General features: G+C 59.9%; 17 protein-coding genes. 12 read left to right on the plus strand and 5 right to left on the minus strand.

Annotated elements, in window-relative coordinates; all coding sequences use genetic code 11:
- Positions 1-13 precede the first annotated feature (13 nt).
- The 6 genes from EOD29_RS37290 (at position 14) to EOD29_RS37300 (ending at position 2,608) form a co-directional block, all read left to right on the plus strand.
- A complete protein-coding gene (locus EOD29_RS37290) occupies positions 14-406 on the plus strand; it encodes a hypothetical protein (RefSeq protein ID WP_245475438.1) in 393 nt (130 codons plus the stop codon).
- Between the two features lie 110 nt (positions 407-516).
- Complete coding sequence (locus tag EOD29_RS26225) at positions 517-1,353, plus strand: universal stress protein (protein WP_127248362.1); 837 nt, start codon at positions 517-519, stop codon at positions 1,351-1,353.
- A gap of 196 nt (positions 1,354-1,549) precedes the next feature.
- Positions 1,550-1,684 (plus strand): DUF768 domain-containing protein, encoded by a 135-nt coding sequence (locus EOD29_RS26230; protein ID WP_127248363.1) that lies wholly within the window; start codon positions 1,550-1,552, stop codon positions 1,682-1,684.
- A 142-nt stretch (positions 1,685-1,826) separates the two neighbouring features.
- On the plus strand, positions 1,827-2,129 hold the full coding sequence (locus EOD29_RS37295) for a hypothetical protein (RefSeq protein ID WP_281059229.1): 303 nt from the start codon (positions 1,827-1,829) through the stop codon (positions 2,127-2,129).
- The gene (locus EOD29_RS37930; RefSeq protein ID WP_281059230.1) at positions 2,126-2,266 is read left to right on the plus strand and encodes a hypothetical protein; all 141 of its coding nucleotides are present in this window, start codon (positions 2,126-2,128) and stop codon (positions 2,264-2,266) included. The genes EOD29_RS37295 and EOD29_RS37930 overlap by 4 nt, the downstream gene beginning before the upstream one ends.
- A 54-nt stretch (positions 2,267-2,320) precedes the next feature.
- Positions 2,321-2,608 carry a hypothetical protein gene (locus EOD29_RS37300; RefSeq protein ID WP_245475439.1) on the plus strand — a complete coding sequence of 96 codons (288 nt, stop codon included), beginning with the start codon at positions 2,321-2,323 and terminating at the stop codon, positions 2,606-2,608.
- A gap of 104 nt (positions 2,609-2,712) precedes the next feature.
- On the opposite strand, the gene EOD29_RS26240 is transcribed toward EOD29_RS37300, so the two are convergent.
- Positions 2,713-2,916, minus strand: a complete 204-nt coding sequence (locus tag EOD29_RS26240) for a hypothetical protein (RefSeq protein WP_127248364.1) — start codon at positions 2,914-2,916, stop codon at positions 2,713-2,715.
- A gap of 439 nt (positions 2,917-3,355) precedes the next feature.
- On the opposite strand from EOD29_RS26240, the gene EOD29_RS26245 reads away from it, so the two are divergent.
- Positions 3,356-3,541 carry a hypothetical protein gene (locus EOD29_RS26245; protein ID WP_245475440.1) on the plus strand — a complete coding sequence of 62 codons (186 nt, stop codon included), beginning with the start codon at positions 3,356-3,358 and terminating at the stop codon, positions 3,539-3,541.
- 925 nt (positions 3,542-4,466) lie between these two features.
- Here the strand turns inward: EOD29_RS26245 and EOD29_RS26250 are convergent.
- Entirely contained in the window at positions 4,467-4,754 is a 288-nt protein-coding gene (locus EOD29_RS26250) for a hypothetical protein (RefSeq protein ID WP_127248366.1), read from the minus strand.
- 275 nt (positions 4,755-5,029) lie between these two features.
- Here EOD29_RS26250 and EOD29_RS26255 point away from each other — a divergent pair, with 275 nt between their 5' ends.
- Both EOD29_RS26255 and EOD29_RS26260 read left to right on the plus strand, forming a co-directional pair.
- A complete protein-coding gene (locus tag EOD29_RS26255; RefSeq protein ID WP_245475441.1) occupies positions 5,030-5,551 on the plus strand; it encodes a sigma-70 family RNA polymerase sigma factor in 522 nt (173 codons plus the stop codon).
- The gene (locus EOD29_RS26260) at positions 5,538-6,323 is read left to right on the plus strand and encodes a hypothetical protein (protein WP_127248368.1); all 786 of its coding nucleotides are present in this window, start codon (positions 5,538-5,540) and stop codon (positions 6,321-6,323) included. The genes EOD29_RS26255 and EOD29_RS26260 overlap by 14 nt, the downstream gene beginning before the upstream one ends.
- A 697-nt stretch (positions 6,324-7,020) precedes the next feature.
- Here the strand turns inward: EOD29_RS26260 and EOD29_RS26270 are convergent.
- The 3 genes from EOD29_RS26270 to EOD29_RS26280 form a co-directional block, all read right to left on the minus strand.
- Positions 7,021-7,800: a class I SAM-dependent methyltransferase gene (locus EOD29_RS26270; protein ID WP_127248370.1), complete on the minus strand. Its 780-nt coding sequence runs from the start codon at positions 7,798-7,800 to the stop codon at positions 7,021-7,023.
- Positions 7,801-8,594: 794 nt separating this feature from the next.
- Positions 8,595-10,628 (minus strand): RTX toxin, encoded by a 2,034-nt coding sequence (locus EOD29_RS26275; protein WP_245475442.1) that lies wholly within the window; start codon positions 10,626-10,628, stop codon positions 8,595-8,597.
- Positions 10,629-11,837: 1,209 nt separating this feature from the next.
- On the minus strand, positions 11,838-12,854 hold the full coding sequence (locus tag EOD29_RS26280; protein WP_206520500.1) for a sensor histidine kinase: 1,017 nt from the start codon (positions 12,852-12,854) through the stop codon (positions 11,838-11,840).
- A gap of 167 nt (positions 12,855-13,021) precedes the next feature.
- Between EOD29_RS26280 and EOD29_RS26285 the strand changes: the two genes are divergently transcribed.
- The 3 genes from EOD29_RS26285 to EOD29_RS26295 are packed head-to-tail and all read left to right on the plus strand — an operon-like array spanning position 13,022 to position 15,607.
- Positions 13,022-13,906 carry a GAF domain-containing protein gene (locus tag EOD29_RS26285; protein WP_164763844.1) on the plus strand — a complete coding sequence of 295 codons (885 nt, stop codon included), beginning with the start codon at positions 13,022-13,024 and terminating at the stop codon, positions 13,904-13,906.
- A complete protein-coding gene (locus tag EOD29_RS26290; RefSeq protein ID WP_164763845.1) occupies positions 13,872-15,272 on the plus strand; it encodes a sensor histidine kinase in 1,401 nt (466 codons plus the stop codon). The genes EOD29_RS26285 and EOD29_RS26290 overlap by 35 nt, the downstream gene beginning before the upstream one ends.
- The gene (locus EOD29_RS26295) at positions 15,269-15,607 is read left to right on the plus strand and encodes a response regulator (RefSeq protein ID WP_164763846.1); all 339 of its coding nucleotides are present in this window, start codon (positions 15,269-15,271) and stop codon (positions 15,605-15,607) included. Before EOD29_RS26290 ends, EOD29_RS26295 begins: the two co-directional genes overlap by 4 nt.
- The last annotated feature ends 1,202 nt before the right edge of the window (positions 15,608-16,809 follow it).

The raw sequence follows: 16,809 nt of genomic DNA on the forward strand, positions 1-16,809 counted from the left end.
TGCCGTCGAAGACATGACTTGTCGCAAATCCGGCCGAATTGATTTCAAGCACGCCGCCGATGTTCGCCGATCCGCCGCCGGCATGGATCACGTCGGCGCCGCGGTGGTATTGCGCAATCATGCGCGCCACGCTCGTCAGCAGCGCGGAAGTCAACTTCCCCGCGGCGGCCATGCGATCGAGGAGCTGCGACTGATCGAAGCGAACCATCTCGATAACGGCGTCGACCAGTTCGCCCGATCCATCCAGGGCAAGCCTGTCTCCCGCGCGTGTGATGTTGTGGACGTCGAGATAGAGACGCGCGGCGCTCAGGGTCAGCGCCAGGAAACCCATCGTCGTCCCGAATCTCATTTGATCCGCCTCCAACCATTGGCTCACGCTAATGCGTGTCGCACACGCAAACGTTGACCGAGATCAATCTCGAGAGGGGATCGGTTTGATTCAGCGCAAGGACGGTTTCCGAACACCTGGCTACGGCTACGACCTCGATGAACTTCCCGAAACAAGGAGTTGCCGCCATGCCATTCAAGACATTGCTTACGGTTACAGGGGCCGATCAGGGAGACGAAGATCTGAAGCTTGCCACCCGCCTGTGCGAAGAAATCAACGCTCATCTCTCGGTGCTTGTTCTGGTTATTGCGGCGCCTCCCTCTGGTGGAGCATATGCCGAGGTGGTTTCGCCGGCTTGGCTCGCGGAGCGAGAAGCCGAAATGGAAATGCTGCAGAAACGGAATTCGGCCGTTTCCAAAATTCTGTCGGCGAGCCCCGTATCGACGGACCTGAGTGATGACTACCCGGACCATGCATGGGCGGACGAGGTCATTGGCCGGCGAGCGCGTTACGCCGATCTAACTGTCCTTGGGCCAGACTTGCTGACGAGCCAAACGCTCAAGGAGAAAGTCATAGAAGGCGCGCTGTTTTCGTCTGGAAGGCCAATCCTGCTTGTTCCCAAAGGAGCGTCCGCGACGTTGAAGCCGAAACGTGTCCTCGTGGCATGGGACGCCGGCCTGGAGGCGTCGCGCGCCGTGCGTGAGTCGCTCGAAATCCTCTCGGCAGCCGAAGAGGTGCGCATCGTCATGATCGATCCGATCGAGGGCGAACGGCACCACGGTGCGGAACCCGGGGCGGATGTGGCGACCTATCTCTCCCGTCATGATGTAAAGGTGACTGTGGACCGACTGCCAAGTTCAAACCACTCGGTCGCCGACGTGCTGCGCCAGCACGCCGTCGACACTGGCGCCGAGCTCATGGTCATGGGCGCCTACGGCCATTCGCGTTTGCGCGAGCGGATGTTCGGCGGCGTCACCCGGTCTTTGATTGACGACGCCGGCCTCCCGGTTCTTATGGCTCGTTAGCAAACGCATTCAGCGACTGGTGAAAATTCGACAGATTTCGCCAGCGTGGGCCTTTCGATGTTTGTCGGCAGGGCAGGATCGCTGCGCCTGGAACATATTAGCAGGGTTCTTTTGGTTGAATATTCGCCCCCCAAACGCCGGCGCGGACCTATGGCTCTGATGAGCACACTAGGTTATCAACGTCGTCGACCGACGGATGGCAGAACACCTGCCGAACGCGACGACTGACGATCCCCTCGCCGTGACCGTCCTAGCCGATGAGCTGGTGACGGCGGCCGAGCGAGAAGGCATCCCGGCCGCCGAGATCCACGAGGAAGTCGATAGCGTCTAGGAGGCGATCTTCGAAGCCATCGCGAACCGCGAAGAAGCTTGGCGCGGTAGACCGCGAATAACGGATACTACATACAAATTCGCTAAAATGCTTGGAACCGATCGGCCGCGCGCGACTTGAATCGCCGTTGTTGGGTATATGCATGCGTAATACCAGAGAGCGGTTGAAGTTCATCAAGCCGCTTGAGCCTATCCAGGTCGAAACACCGCCTGTCAGCGACGACTGGCTGCATGAGATCAAATATGACGGCTTCCGCACCCAGCTCGTCCGCGAGTGGGCAGCTGTGAGGGCATTCTCGCGAAACGGGCATGACTGGTCCCAGCGCTATTGGCCGATCGTCACCGCAGCCGAAAAGCTGCCAGCGGAATCGTTCATCATCGACGGCGAGGTGATCGCGCCGGATCCCGACGGCGGCCGAACTTCCATGAGATGCATTCGCGCATGACATGGAATGCCGAACAGCTCGCGTTTGTGGCCTTCGACCTCCTCTACCTCAACGGCGAGCATATTCGTGCTCTGCCGCTGATCGAGCGGAAGGCCAGGCTATCGGACCTGATCGAGCCGGCAAAAGGCATCATCTAGTATTCCGACCATGTCGAGGGCAACGGCGCCGCCTTCTTCGAAGCCGTCGAGAACATGGGCCTCGAGGGCATGGTTTCGAAGCGCCGCACCAGCAGCTATCGCAGCGGTAAACAGGATTTCTGGGTGAAGACCAAGTGCTGGGAGATCGGCGATTTCGATCTGCTCGGCATCAAGCGGGAGCCTGGGGAGCCCGCAGCGGCGATCATGGCGCTTGGCGGCCGATATGCCGGCATGGCAGTTTATAACGCTGCCCAGCGGCCTCAGGGAACGGCTGTGGAGGCGTGTCCAGGCAGCCAGGACCTCCTAGCCAGCGCAGAGGGTACCGAGTGCCTTCGCCGATGATGTCGAATGGGTTGAGCCAGGCATTACCGGCCAGGTGAAATTCCTGCGCGGCGAGCACACGTTACGTCACGCGAAGCTGCACGACTTTCGCGAGGAATAGAAGGTCACCGCCGGTCCTTGAACGCGTACCTGTTGACAACCCCGTCTGCCTCATTCGTGACCCGGATCCAGCGCCGTTCGTCACCGCGTGCGTTCGTGACCTCACTGCCTGTGGCCATTTCCGCTGCCACCCATGGAGTATTGGCGTTGATGCTACGACCCGCCACGACGCTGTGCCGGTCCATTTCTTCCACCCGATAGGCCTTCATGTGCGACCTCGCTCCGTCCATTCCCTTCTGAACAGAGATCGAGGGAGCTTTGTTCCTGGGCGAAGCGGCGACCCGAATAATGCAGGTAAAAGACGATGCCCGTCACCCCAACGGGATAGCGAGCATCGATCTAGCGGCTGCCCACGAGGAAGGTGACGCATTTCCTCGCCGGCTCCATCCAATGCTATGGCGAGGATTTAGTTTCAGCTTTGGGACCAAAGCGTCAGTTGCTCCGACTTCGGTCGCATCGGGGAACCTTCCGCACGTCGGCAGGTTTGGTTTCGCGGCGCGATTCATCCCGAGGCGCGCCGCTGGTTCCGCGAGACGCCGGAGCCCCGCTCGTCCCTCATTGTGACGCTGCTCGAGCAAGGAACCCTAAGATCGCGGCCGGCTTTTCCCCCGCATGAGCGCGCGCGCTTTGAAATTTCTGGACCGATGGATGGCAGACCATCTGCCAAACGTGAGCACCGACGACCCTGGAACCATTGCCGATCTTGTCGTTGAACTCCTTGCTTCTGCCGGGCGTCAGGGCATCGCGCCCAAAGAAATATACGAAGAGGTCGATAGCGTGTTTCACCTTGTGAGCGAAGCGATGCAGCATCGTGGGGGTGGCCTGGCCGATTGACACGGCGAAGATGCCTGCGCAGGGACCTCAATCATTTTTGAATGAGGGCGCGCGGCTGCCCTCCCCAAATGAGGGTCCATTTCAGCAAGAGGGTTTTGAAGTGTCGCACGTAGGCGGGTGCTCCAGTTTGTTAGCGGAAAGGCATGAAGCCCATGCGCCACCGTTCAATGGTAGGCATCCACCTTTTTAGTGGTAGCTAATGAGAGCTCGCCGCAGCTAATCAACGTAAGCGACGGGCTTTTTAGGTTGCCACTGAGACGGCTACATTCCTGAAGGAACCGACCGCTCCTTTGTTTAATCACTGAGGCCCGAATCCGATCCACAATGCGACCTTTCTGTGAGATGATGGCAGATGCCTCGCCGAGAGCGACGATCATGTCATTGTCGCGTTGCAGTGGCGTCTACGGGCCCGCTGATCTGGACATGCTCCAGCGGGTTTAACCGGTTGTGCAACGAGCGAGGCCTAGCCAAGAAGGATCGCGAGCAGCGGGAATATCTGGGTAGGGAAGTCTTCCAAGCTTTTGATGACGGCACACCGACGAAGCTGACCTATTACGAGGGCCGTCTAAGCGACGGAGAGCGTAGCGCGACTGCGGCCTCGGATCACTCGCGCGGGTAAAAGGTCCGCGTTGCTGTGGCGAAGCGCGTGGCTAGAGTGGCGGCTTTCATTAGCTAAGCCTTAGAGGGCTGGGCTGACCTCGTCTTTTTGAACCGGGAACATCGGCACGGGTAATCGGTTATAGGTCCGACGGCACGGTGTCCTCCCATTCTGTCCGAGCCGTCTGATAGGCAAGCAACGGAGCCTACTCGACCCTCCCTCACGAGTGGGCTCCAGCCGTTCTGGCGATCTGGATCTTCTCTGCCTACATCGCCGGAATGAGTGCCGGCTGGACCCTTCAAGAGCTGATCGACGCGGGTATGTCCATCACTGGCGGCCGTCTCGATTGCCATCGGCACTAAAAGCTCGATCTGCCGGCCCTACGCGACTGCTTCGGCCGTGATGCCCGGCTATGGAATGGGACTTGAAGCCGAGAATGAAATGCGCCGTCTGCGGCGGCAAGCGCATCACGCCCTCAATAAGCGACAAGCGGGGCGGAATTAACTCCTTGGAACCTTGCTCCTTACGAAGTTCGGCCTTGTAAGCGAAGCGATGCAGCACCAGGCACCCATGCTGGCCGGGCCGCGGGCTCTGCTGCTGGTCGCAGTCCGACATCGAAAATTCGATGGAATAGTTTTCGGCTGACCTTAGTAAATGATGCAAGGAAGGTGAGCACGAAAGCGTAAGCTTTCTAAGGCCACGTCCGACACAGGGAGCGGCGCAAGCAACGAAGATGCGTGGCTCTCGGTTCTTGCAGTCGGGAGGAATACGCTCCCATCCGGCCCAGCGGTTGCCTGTCCCTGTCCCTGACCGCTGCGCCGCTTCTCTCGCTGCTTTGCGCGACGGGTGGCTCGAGGAGTAGAAACAGCTCTGGTGATATGAAAACGAAGTTGGACGTCGTACCGCACCTCGAGGATCTTTGGCGCTACGGTCGCGTCCTGACCGGCAATGATTCTGAGGCGGATGATTTGGTTCAGGAGGCGCTTGTCCGCGCCCTCTCAAGGGCTTCCACCTACGACAGCTCTCGCCCATTGCTGCCTTGGCTCATCACGATCGTTCGCAACACATTTCTCACACATGCCAGCCGCGCCAGTGTCAACAAAGACCGTGTGGCGTCATTCGCACATGTAACTGAGTGCCCCCTGCAGCCTTCGCAGGAGTATTCGGTGGAACTCTCCAATGTGAGGAGAGCTCTTGCAAGAATGCCGGCCGATCAGGCCGAAATTTTGCATTTGGTCGGGGTGCTGGGCTTCACCTATGCGGAAGCGGCCGAGCTGCTGGGCGTGCCGTCAGGAACGGTGATGTCCCGCCTGAGCCGGGCTCGCGCGGCGTTAAAGCACAACCTGGAAAATACGGACGGGGAGTCTTCCCGTCATTTCAAGATCGTGGGAGGGCGCGATGTGGCCCACTGATAAGATTTCGGGAGAGGACATCAATCGCCTGCTGGATGGCGAGCTTTCACCGTCGCAGAGATCCGACCTGCAAGCCCGGCTTGCACGTCAGCCGGAACTGGCGGCGGAGGTCTTTGCTCACGCACAGGCTATGGAGGCGTTGCGCGATTCCCAGCCGCGGCGGCTGTTCCCGCCCAGTGCGAGCGTGGACAAGGCGAGGCGACTAGAAGGAGCGTTTCGCCGCAGGAAGGTGCTTGGCCTGCTCCGCTTTCAGGTCGCCGCGGTCGCGCTGATGGCGATCGGCTGGTCGGCCAATTCATTAACCGTGCCGCTTCGCCAGGGCGGCCAGACGGCTGACGAAACCTTCATCCTGGCCGCGCGAGACGCCTTGCGAGTCGCACAGCTCAATGCTGGCCCGGAAAAAGGCGCGGAGCCAAAGCAGGACAAGATCGAACGGCTGGTTGGCGCCGTAAACGTCAGCATGCCGGCCCTTCCATCAGTATGGGTGGTTAAAGATGTCCAGGTGCAGCCCTGGAATGGCCAACAAAGCCTGGTTGTGACGGCTGATACACCAAGCGTTGGTCGTATCACCCTGGTCGCGGCCCCGATGAACGGCGAGGACGCAGTCCCACCGACCCCGGCCACCGACGGTCGGGTTCCCACAGTCTACTGGCAATCGGGAGGTACGGCCTACGCCTTGATGGGCTCTGCCGCGCCGGACCGGCTCGAAGTGGAAGCAAAACAAATCGAAGTCGCTACGCGGAGAAATGTGGCTCACAAGATAAGAGGTTGATCACCGCCCAGAATCAATTGCTGCATACCGCCCGCGATCCGCCGGAGCCGCCTATCAGCCGGTTTAGCTGTTTCGCCTTCCGAGAGATTTCAGAGAGACCTGTACGAATGAACATTCTATCATTTGCGAGAAGGTACTTTCCCTCTAAATGCCCAATCTGTGCAGGAACGGCTCTGGAGGTCGAGATTACGACCCGCAAAGTTGAGTTCCAGTGTGCTTCTTGCGGCGCGTTTGAGATCACGTCGGCGGCGCGCGCCGCGATGAAGGGGCTTTCTCAGGAGAGCCGAGAGGTGTGGCTATCGCAGGCGCGGCAGCAGCATTCGACGTCGACGATCCCGCTGGTAGCCTGTGCAAACGAGATGCTGTCACATGGCGCCTCCCGAGGCTCGGCGCCATGAGATCAGGAAGAGCGGCCGCGGGAGCACTTCCTTACGGCCCGGCATCAGGCTGGGTGATGCCGGGCCGTTACGTAGCAGTGCCTGCGTTCGTAAGGGATTAGTTGCGGAGTACGTCTCTTTTGACGAGCCTGCAGAGTTGCGCTTCGTCGGAAATCCCAGCGAGAAAGTACGCCAGTATCCTCGATGCACGCGCCTCGCGTTCGCGGTCGTCCTCTCCAGGCGTCGCTGTGTCATCGAGAACTCGGCCGAGCATTTCGAGGTCAGACGGCCCGAGGATGACTCGCGCTTCCTCCATCAGATCAGGCAGCGGCATGCGTCGCACCTAAATCAGAAATGCTCACATCCGCGAATGTGCGGGTGGCTATGCAGACTTGATTTAAGCTGGCGCTTCCGAGTGGCTTGCCTTCAAAGTCTCCATAACGTCTCAACAGCGTAAGGCCGGCTGAACGAAGGCGTGGCTCGATCTCCTGAGGGAAGATAACGCGCAGGCGAACTGGCAGGAACGCCTTCGATGAACCGCGCGTGGTGGTCGAGAACCGGACAATCTGGACTTGTGAGATTGGATCGTACCCCAGGATTTCTCTCGCACAGTTTTCGTCGGCTATGACCTGCGGCTCCAAATACGTGCTGGAGAGCTCTAAAAGGTTGGGATTGACCAAGTCAAAAGCGAATAGACCACCAGGCGCAAGGTGCTTCCTGATCTGAATAAGGCAGGCTGAGAGGGCGTCATCGGTGATTAGATGAGCCAGGGAGTTACAGCTGAGTACTATCAACGCGAATTGCCGCTGAAGCTGAAAGTCCTTCATGTCAGAAAGTACGAACGTCGGATTGACGTTTCGTGCGCGCGCCTTCTCACGCGCTGCCCTCAGCATCCGCGCGGAACGGTCCAGCCCAACGACCTCATGCCCATCCACAGACATGGGAACGGTCAGCCGGCCTGTGCCACAGGCCAGTTCGAGCACAGGCCCGCCAGTTTTTTGAGCTAATTCGCGATAGAATCCGTCGCAGGGACCAGGCGGTACGACGCAGTCGTATAGTGACGGATTATCGTATATCGATGCTGAGACCATAGCGTTCATCAACCTCCGATGGATCAAGACAAATACAGTTTCCGACTTAGGTCAACTTTAAACGAGAGCTCCTCCCGGATTGTTGTTTTGAGCGCCCTCAGCGAGTGACTCGAGACACACGAATCCTACAAACGACTGCGTCTATCCTGGAGCCGCACTGCACCTGATCGACCACGTCTCGGTATCGGAGCGAGAAAGGGATGGACGCCACATGAAACAATGAAGATCCCCCGGGCTGGGAGCTCCGAAGACATACGTAACGCTCAAGGTGGATGGGCAATCTTGCTCGGGATCGCTGCGGGACTGTTTGCCGGCGCAGCCGTGCTTGTGGAGCAGGGGCAGAACGCGCAAACTTATGAAGATACTTCTGTGGTCGACTGTTCCACAGCTCGGCTATCGAGCGGCAGCTCCTTAGGGGAGCTGGAGGCACCCCAAATTGCTCTTGTAATCGCGCCATACCATGACGGCTCTGGTCGTCCGCTCGAACGGCGGCACTGCGTGCGGCGGCAATATACGACTGGTTGTCCGCCCAGCACGCGTGAGTACATTGCCCCTGTGGCCGACCGAGCGCTGCCTGCCCCGGAGTGGCCCTGGAGGCCGAGGTCAACTCGGAAGGTCCGAAACCGTGCAGTGTGGTCGTCGCCAGCCAGGCAACAGGGCTTCATAACCGCTGGTGCGCAAACGAAACGCTCCATCGAACCGATCGCGTTGGTAACCCGGCTATGCTTCAAGGAAGTGCTACGCGCACGGCACTTCCGCTGCGCTCGCACGTTCGGCAGATCAAACTTATTTCGGCCGCCCGATCAGGCGAGCAGCCAATCGTTCAAATGGAATTCATAGATCTTGCCGTCGTTCTCGGTCGGATTCGAGTCGTTGTCCACGCCGCGATCGACGACATAGAGGCTCATTTGGTGGCTCGGATCGTCGCTGCTCGGCGCCAGCGCAAGTCCCGCCGGCTTTTTCGCGTTGGCGGCGGAGATGTCGAGTGTGCCCAGCAGATCCCCGGTTGGCGTCACCATTGCCACGGAGGTGCGTGACACGATGACATAAAGCAGGTCGTGGACCGGATCATACGCGATGCCGCCGTCAGAAGGGGTGCCGAGCGATTGTGTAGAAAAACTCGTCACGACATCATCGCCCCCCGTGCTTGGGACGCCGTCGAATCTGCCGTTCGGGCCCGGAGCGATGGTGTAAATGCTATGGGTGGTGCCATCCTCGAGATAGAGCACGCCGCGGTTGGTGTCGTAGGCTACACTCTCGGGGTCCGTACTGCCGAACGCGGCGGTCCTGAACGAGGTCACGATATCGTCGGAGGTGTTGTAAAGCCCATCCTTGCCCGGGTTCAACTCGTAGACGCTCTTCGTGCCGGTATCGTCCGAGAAGAAGAGATGGTGGTTCGCCGGATTGTAGGTGACCCCGGCCGGCTCATCGGAGAAATTGATGGTGGTGAGCGTGCCCGTCAGGGTGCCGTTCAGATTCATCTGGAAGAGATTCTGGCCAGTGAAAATCGACATCTCCTCCACCTCACTATCGGCCACCAGCAGCGTGCCGAGGTGGGAGATATAGACGATATCGGTTGGGTCGGGGCTCGGCGGCGACCACTGCGAAGTCAGAATGGTGTGCGCCAAGGTCACGGATGTCGGCAACTGGCTGCCGCCGGTGACGTCGACGGTGAAGGTGTGCGTGGCGACGCTGCCGTCCGACGAGGTGGCTGTGACGTGGAGATCGATCGTCGGCTCGGACTGAGCGTTGAGCGTGCCGCTGCTCGATCGCGTGATGACGCCGGTGCTGGAATTGATGGCAAAGCGCGTGTCGTCGATCGTGTAGATGACCGTCGAACCGGCATCGGGATCCTTGGCCGAGGCGGTGATGCCGACGGCAGTACCGGCGGCAGCGTTCTGGCCGATCTGATTGGCCGCGGTGTTGGCATCGGGCGGCGCGTTGAACTTTACAGGCTCCGGGCTGTCGAGGACAGCGAGGGTGAAGCTCTTGTTGGCGGTGCTGCCGTCGGAAGAGGTTGCCGTCACCGTCAGGTTGATGGACGACTGGGTTTCGAAGTCGAGTGTGCCAAGGGCCGAACGCGTGATGACACCGGTATTGGAGATAGCGAAGCGTGCATCGTTGAGGCTGTAGGTGACGCTCGAGCCGGCATCGGGATCCGTTGCCGAAGCGGTGATCCCGGTGGATGCTCCCGCCGCGGCGAGCTCGGCGATCTGGTTGGCAGCGGGATCGGCATCGGCCGGTGTGTTGAAGGCCACCGGACTTCCGGATCCCGGCAAGACATATTCGATGTGCAGCAGCGGCGCGCTGGCGGGATTGTATTCGTAGGAATCGGCGGTGCGCGTGCCGGTGCCGGTGATCAGGAAGGCCATGTCGTTGAGCGCCGCCCAGCCCGAGCGGCTGACGATCTCCTGGACGATAGCCGTAAGGTCTGGCGTGCGCTCGGCCAAGCCGTGTTCGCCCACCGTGGTCCACGGGGCCGGCGTCCAAGCCGTCGACGCGTCGGTCGTTGCCCGTGACGATACATTGAAGCTGGTGCTGGTGAAGGCGCTTGCGTCGTCGGTGTCCTGGCCCTTGATCAGCAGCGAGGCCGCGCCTGTCTTCACCTCGTTGGTCTGGAACTGGATGTAGGCGCTGGTGATGATCGCGCCTTGCGGGATATCGATACCGGTGAAGCGGAGACCGACCGTCTGGCGGGTGCTGCTGTCAAAACCCAACTCCAGATCGTTGATGTTGGTCGAAATCGAGCCGGAGCCTTTCTCCTCGACGTCGTCCCCTGCGGTCGCGATCCTCGTTTCGAACACCGGGTCGGCCCCCAGGGCACTGGTGGCGGTCAATGCGCTCGCCGTTGCGGTGCCGGTCGTGGATGCGGCACCGGCACTGGTGTTTTCGTGGGTGGCATCTGGGAGGCCCGCACGATGCCATAAGCCCGAGGCATATCCTGTCGCGCTCTCAGGAAAGGTGCCGTCGAGATGAATACCAATTCTGGCTGCAGCTTCCGCAAGGCCGTTCAGGCCGGCATTGATCCCGCCTGTCGAAGTGCAGGCGGCAATGAGGGCATCGATTCTGGTCGCGGCTAGATCCGGGCCATCGCTATGAATGCTTTTGCCGATTCCGGCAGCAAGACTGCCGGAATCGGGAGTCGGTTCCTCGATCGCCGAAGCCCTTGGCCTGCTGTCAATATCGGCAGCCGGAGCGCCAGTTCCAGCGGTTGGGACCGGTCCGTCGCCGATCGTCTGAAGGTCTTTGAGGGAGGACCAGGAGCCGAACCAAGTCGCGTCGTTTCCAAGGCTCCCGCCAATGCCCGGGGTCCAAAGTAGTTCGGACATATAATGTCTCCTTCACCGCACGTCGCAAAACCTGGCGTCAGCCTGAATCGCAGCAGCCTCGAACCGTCGTATTCGGCCGAGCGCCATTCACGTGACTCGAGCTGAATGGTGGGTGAGAATCGTACCGAAGAGGCAGCGAAGAACCAGACACCACCAAACACAGGCGCAGCCCCTGCGCCAAGACGGCTTCGTGACAAGCTGGCAAAGCCGTGTTCGAGCTATTCTTCCTGCCGGCCAATTGACCCCGATCCATTCGAAGCTGCCCGCGACCGAATTCGGGGCTCAATTCACAGTTCTATAAACATTGGCACGACTTCAGAGAGCGCTTGCTATTACTTCAGAGAATTCTGCGTCATCACAACGGCTATTCGGTCAGACGAAGGGCTTAGAACTGGGCGGTAGTGCTGCAGGCTTCGAGAGCGCGAGGAACTCGAGCGCCCGGTTGGTATCGGGCGCTCTGCTGGGCACTCTATTGCGTTCGGCACGGGTGTGAAGCAGGGATAGGCACCGCGGGATACTAGCTGAAAGTTACTCGTCTAAAGTCTTTGTCGGGGCCGAACGGCTGGCTCATAATAGAGACTTGCCTCGGGTGGCAGCTGGGCTGCTCTGTCGGGCTGGCGAAGCCCGAAACTGGTGCATGCCTGGCGGGGTGTTAAGGCAGAGCTGACGACGACGCGTTTATTCTTGCGGCGTCTTCCGAATTTGTCGCTTCCCTGTTTAGCCCCTGTCAGTCAGCCTGAAGGCAATTTCAACGATGAGGCCTTCCGGCTGAGGGAGCCAGCTTACGCTCCCGCCTGCTCCTCGGAAGGCGCTGTCGAGCAAACGGGTGCCTGCCCCGTTTCGAGCTTTTCCAAGCACGATTGGGCCGCCACTTTCCTGCCATCGCATCCGAACCACGTCGTCCTGAATGTCCCAGCTGACGTGAACACGGCCCTCGCTCGCCGACCATGCACCGTATTTCGTGGCGTTGGTCGCCAGCTCGTGCAGAACAAGTCCCAGCATGAGCGTCGTGTCTGGATGAGGGCTGGCATCAGGGCCCCGATAGGATAGGCGGTCACTGCCATATGTCGCCGCCATTGCTTCGAGAAGCCCATGTAACGAGATGCCCCTCGGGTTTACTGCCGTTCCTGACTGAACTTCAGAGAGCGCCTTCAGACGCTCCGTAAAATTGTGCATGAACTCATCTGTGGTGTCTGAGCTCTTTGCCGATAAACGTGCGATCGATTGCACCAACTGGAAAAGGTTGGTGATCCGGTGGCGCATCTCGTCCGCGACCAGCGAGGCGCGTTCTTCGGCGTCCCGCAGTGCAAAAAGTAACGCGTGGGTTAGGCTGACAGCTGCGATCATGAGGCAACCGAACGTCAGGAATGCCAGTACGGCGACAAGCGTTCCCACGCCCCATTCGGGCGATGTGATCGGTTCCAGCCAGAGGGAGCTTCCGACGGCCACGCCAAGACCCAGGACGAGGATCCCAGCCCAGGAGCCGCCGAACAGGCTGGCTATCAGGATGGCGGGATAAAACGTCAGGAAAGCCAGCCCCCGTATCCATGGCGCAAGGCCGAGTCGGAGTAGGAGCGCGACAGCGAAGGCTGCAAGGCCCATAGCTGTCGAACGCGCGAGGGGTACTCTGGCGCGAGGCAGATATGCCAAGGCAAATTTCTGAAGCTCAGCATTGAGCTGCATTGCGATCCCCGCGTCGCGGCTCCCCATGCGCTTATGTTTGCCGACGGTCATGGCGCGGTCAAGAACCTCGCCGCCAATCCGAAAATCGCCTCTGCGGGGCATCAGCGAAAATCCGGTTCCGGCTACCCTTGCCAATTCCCAGAGCGAGCTTAGCTTACGTGAGCAAAGTCTTATTTTGGTGCTCGGCGGTGGGGATGCGCGCATCGGGGACAGATCGCTTGACTGCAGAATCGGGGTCGGAAACGAGCGACGCAGGGATCCTGCTCAGGCTGACCGATCGATTGTATCGGGCAACCTCCAAGGATGAGGTATTCGACGCAGCTCTAGAGGCGATTTGCGATGCGCTGGGTTGCAAATCGGCCTCAATTCTCCAGTTCGACGAGGCTTACGTCATGCGCTTTGTTGCGTGGCGCGGTTTGTCGGACGGGTATCGGCTGGCCGTCGATGGACACAGCCCGTGGAAAGCCGGCCAGCGCGACGTCGCCCCCATCTACGTTGCGGATATTCTGCAAACCAACGAACCCACTTGGCTGAAGGAGGTGATCGCGCAAGAGGGCATTCGGGCTTTGGCGTTCGTCCCGATCGAGGCGCATGCACAGGTCGTAGGCAAGTTCATGAGCTATTTCGGCTCACCGCATTCCTGGAGCGAGAGGGAAAACGAGATCGCGGTGACGATTGCACGGCAGGTCGGGTTTGCGATTGAACGCTGGCGTGCCGAAGAGGCGCGCCTCTTTGCCGAACGCGAGTTGCGTCTGTCGGAGGAGCGCTTCCGACTGATGTCCGAGGACGCTCCCGTGATGATCTGGACCTCGGATTCCAACGGACATTGCAGTCATCTGAACGGTCTGTTGCGGGATTTCTGGGGAATCGACGAATCCGAGGTCGCGACCTTCCAATGGCAACACACCATCCATCCCGAAGATGCGCCCCACGTGGCCTCGGCAATGGCGACTGCGTTGGCGACCAGATCACGAGTAGGGCTCATGGCGCGGTACCGCAGTGCGGAGGACGGATACCGCGTGCTGCAGACGGAAGCCCGCCCCAACTATGCGCCGGATGGCAAAATTCATGGGCATGATCGGCGTCAATATCGACGCCACTGAAAGGGAGCGGGCGCAAAGGGCGCTACAGGAAAGCGAACGTCGGTTCAGGGATATGGCGGATGCCATGCCGCAGTTGGTCTGGACGGCCGACGGTCAGGGTCGGGTGGACTATTGCAACACCAGGGTTTCCGAATACGTCGAGGGCCGTACGGGGGCCCAAGGCGACTTTGACTGGACTTCCCTGATCGATCCGGAGGATCTTGAGAGTACCACAAAGGCCTGGAACCTAGCCTTGCAAACCGGGCAGCCCTACCAAATTGCCCACCGGCTAGTGATGCGCAACGGTGATGCGCGTTGGCACTTGAGCCGGGCGACGCCGATCAGTGATCACGGTGAGGTTCAGAAATGGTTTGGCACGGCAACGGACATTGATGACCTGAGGCGGGCGGAGGATCGCCTGAAGCAGAGTGTGAAGCGGCAGCTCATCGCGGTGGAAGGCGCCGGCCTGGGCGTGTTCGAATGGGACATGACGACCGACAGGACCATCTGGGAAAACCGTCGCATGTACGACATCTTCGGTTTTGATCCAGATGAGCCCAGCCCCGGCAAGTCGGAGTTTACCCGTTTTTTCCTTCACCCGGACGACGTCCCGCTGTTGGAAGAATCACTGCGGAAAGCAGGTCAGCAGGACCAGTCGTTTCGACTGGTCTGCCGGATCATGCGCAAGGCGGACCGGGAACTGCGCTGGTTAGAGGTCTGTGGCAGGTTCGAATTCGATGCCTCAGGACAGCCAGTCAGACTGGTCGGCGTTACCGCTGATATCACCGAACGCAAGCAGCTTGAGGAGCACCAACACCTTCTGATCAATGAGCTTAATCATCGGGTCAAAAACACCTTGGGCGTCGTCCAGTCTCTGGCGAAACAGACCTTCAAAACGAGCGATCCGGCCACTCTGTCGGCCTTCGAAGGCCGTTTGAAAGCGCTTGCCCATGTCCACAACCTGTTGGCCGAGCGGAGCTGGGAGAGGGCCTTCCTCGGCGAAGTGGCGCGGGAGGCCGTTTTATCCCGGCCAACAGACCGGACTCGGATCCAAATGACGGGCCCGGAGATCCAGTTGAGCCCCCGCCAGGCTCTGACGATGGCGATGGTCATTCACGAGCTATACACGAACGCCTGCAAATACGGGGCACTTTCGGATGCGACGGGCTTGGTAAAGCTGGCCTGGCAGGATTTGTCGGATCATGTGATCGTCAACTGGGCGGAGGAGAACGGCCCGCCGTGCGAGTTCCCGGCAAGGCGCGGTTTTGGCTCACTGTTGATCGAGCAGGCGCTGCGGGCAGAACTGCAAGCGACCGTTGACAGAGACTTTCGGCCCAGCGGTCTTGTTTGCACGATCTCGATCCCGTTGCAAAGGGTGATGGCGTGAACGCGACATCTCTCCGGGGGCGCGCGGTGCTCATCCTGGAAGATGAGTTCCTTATTGCGCTCGAGGCCAGCGAGATCCTCGAGGGCTGCGGGGCTACCGTCGTTGGACCTGCCTATCGGGTGCAGGAGGCGCTCACGCTTGTCGAGGCAAATCACGTCGACTTGGCTTTCCTCGACGTAAACCCCGTAGTGGGCGTGTTGCAGGCGAAGGGAGTTCCTGTTGCGTTGACAACCGGCTACGGAAAGAACTTGCCCTTCTCCTTTGCTGGACCTGTCCTGGCTAAACCTTACAGTCCTGAGGAGCTGGTGGCGATCATGAGCGCACTTGCCGGCTGATGTCCCCAGGTAAGGAGATCAGCCGATCAGGCGATATCAATAATCGCCGCGCTAATACCGATCGCTGCGCTGTGTAGATGCGGGCGTCGCCAGCGCCGCTGGCGCGCTGCTGGCTCCCGTTTGGGTCTGGCATCCGGCACAGCCACCCTCGTTAAGCGCCTGCATCGTATGCGGCTCGTCGATGCAGCGAGGGATCTCAAATGATCTCGCCTGCCAGGCGAGCTTTCGGTTCAGCCCTTGGCCGGCGTAGCGGTTGCCGATACCTGCTGCGCGGCCAGGAACATCAATGTTGAAGCGGCGGTGCGGCGTCTCCAGCCGGCGGTTTCGGCCGCGTCGAGGAGTCCCGCAAGCAGCGGATGTGCGAGCGGGCTCCGACCGATTTTGAGATCCTGCGACTGAAGTCCAATTTCCGTCGCATTGGTCTTACCTGCGAAACATGCTCCTCGACGTTGGTCGCTCCCATCCCAAAATTGTAATGATTGGCGAAATGCACCGGTGAGGATGCGTGGTAATAGTTAATTCAACCATTGCTGGTATCTATTGGGTGGCGGCTCCGACAGCTGGCAGGGTGGGCTGCTGGGTGTTGCCGGAGCCGCCTGCGCGGCCGATGGAAAGACCGCGCTGTCTCAGAATAGGACAGCGCGGTCTATAATCAGTTAAGGCTAACGTATTCGCCGCCTCCCTCCTTTGTATATGTGCGAGGTTTCAACGGGAACGGACGCTCTCGGTGTCAGTTTCTGCACGGTCATATCCAGCTGTCACTGGCGATTGCCGCTCAGCCGGTCGCCTGTTCCCCCCATAGCTGGCGACGGGCTGTCGCTATCATCAGCACTGCGAAAGCCTGTCGGTAAACAGACATATGCCCGCGGGACCAAAATCTTTTTAAATGACGGCGCTGCTGCCGCCGCTAGGTCACGGCCAACTTCAGCAAGGGGATTCGCGATGAAGCGCACATATGAAAAGCCGACACTGGTCAAGCGAGCCAGCCAACATCGTCGTCTCGCTCGCGAACGGCGGGCAACCGGATAAGACGATGCCCGTCCAAAGCGACCTCGGTCGTATCGAGAACGCTGGCGCTCCGGCGATGGAATGGGATATCTCCGGCCGAAGATGAAATGCGCGGTGTGCGCGGCGACAATCAAGGTGAGACTCAGCGTCAATCAGGATGAGACTCGGCGGCGGGGGTGTGACGAAGGGAGGGC

This window comes from Mesorhizobium sp. M1A.T.Ca.IN.004.03.1.1, from assembly GCF_003997555.1.
Lineage (GTDB): Bacteria > Pseudomonadota > Alphaproteobacteria > Rhizobiales > Rhizobiaceae > Mesorhizobium.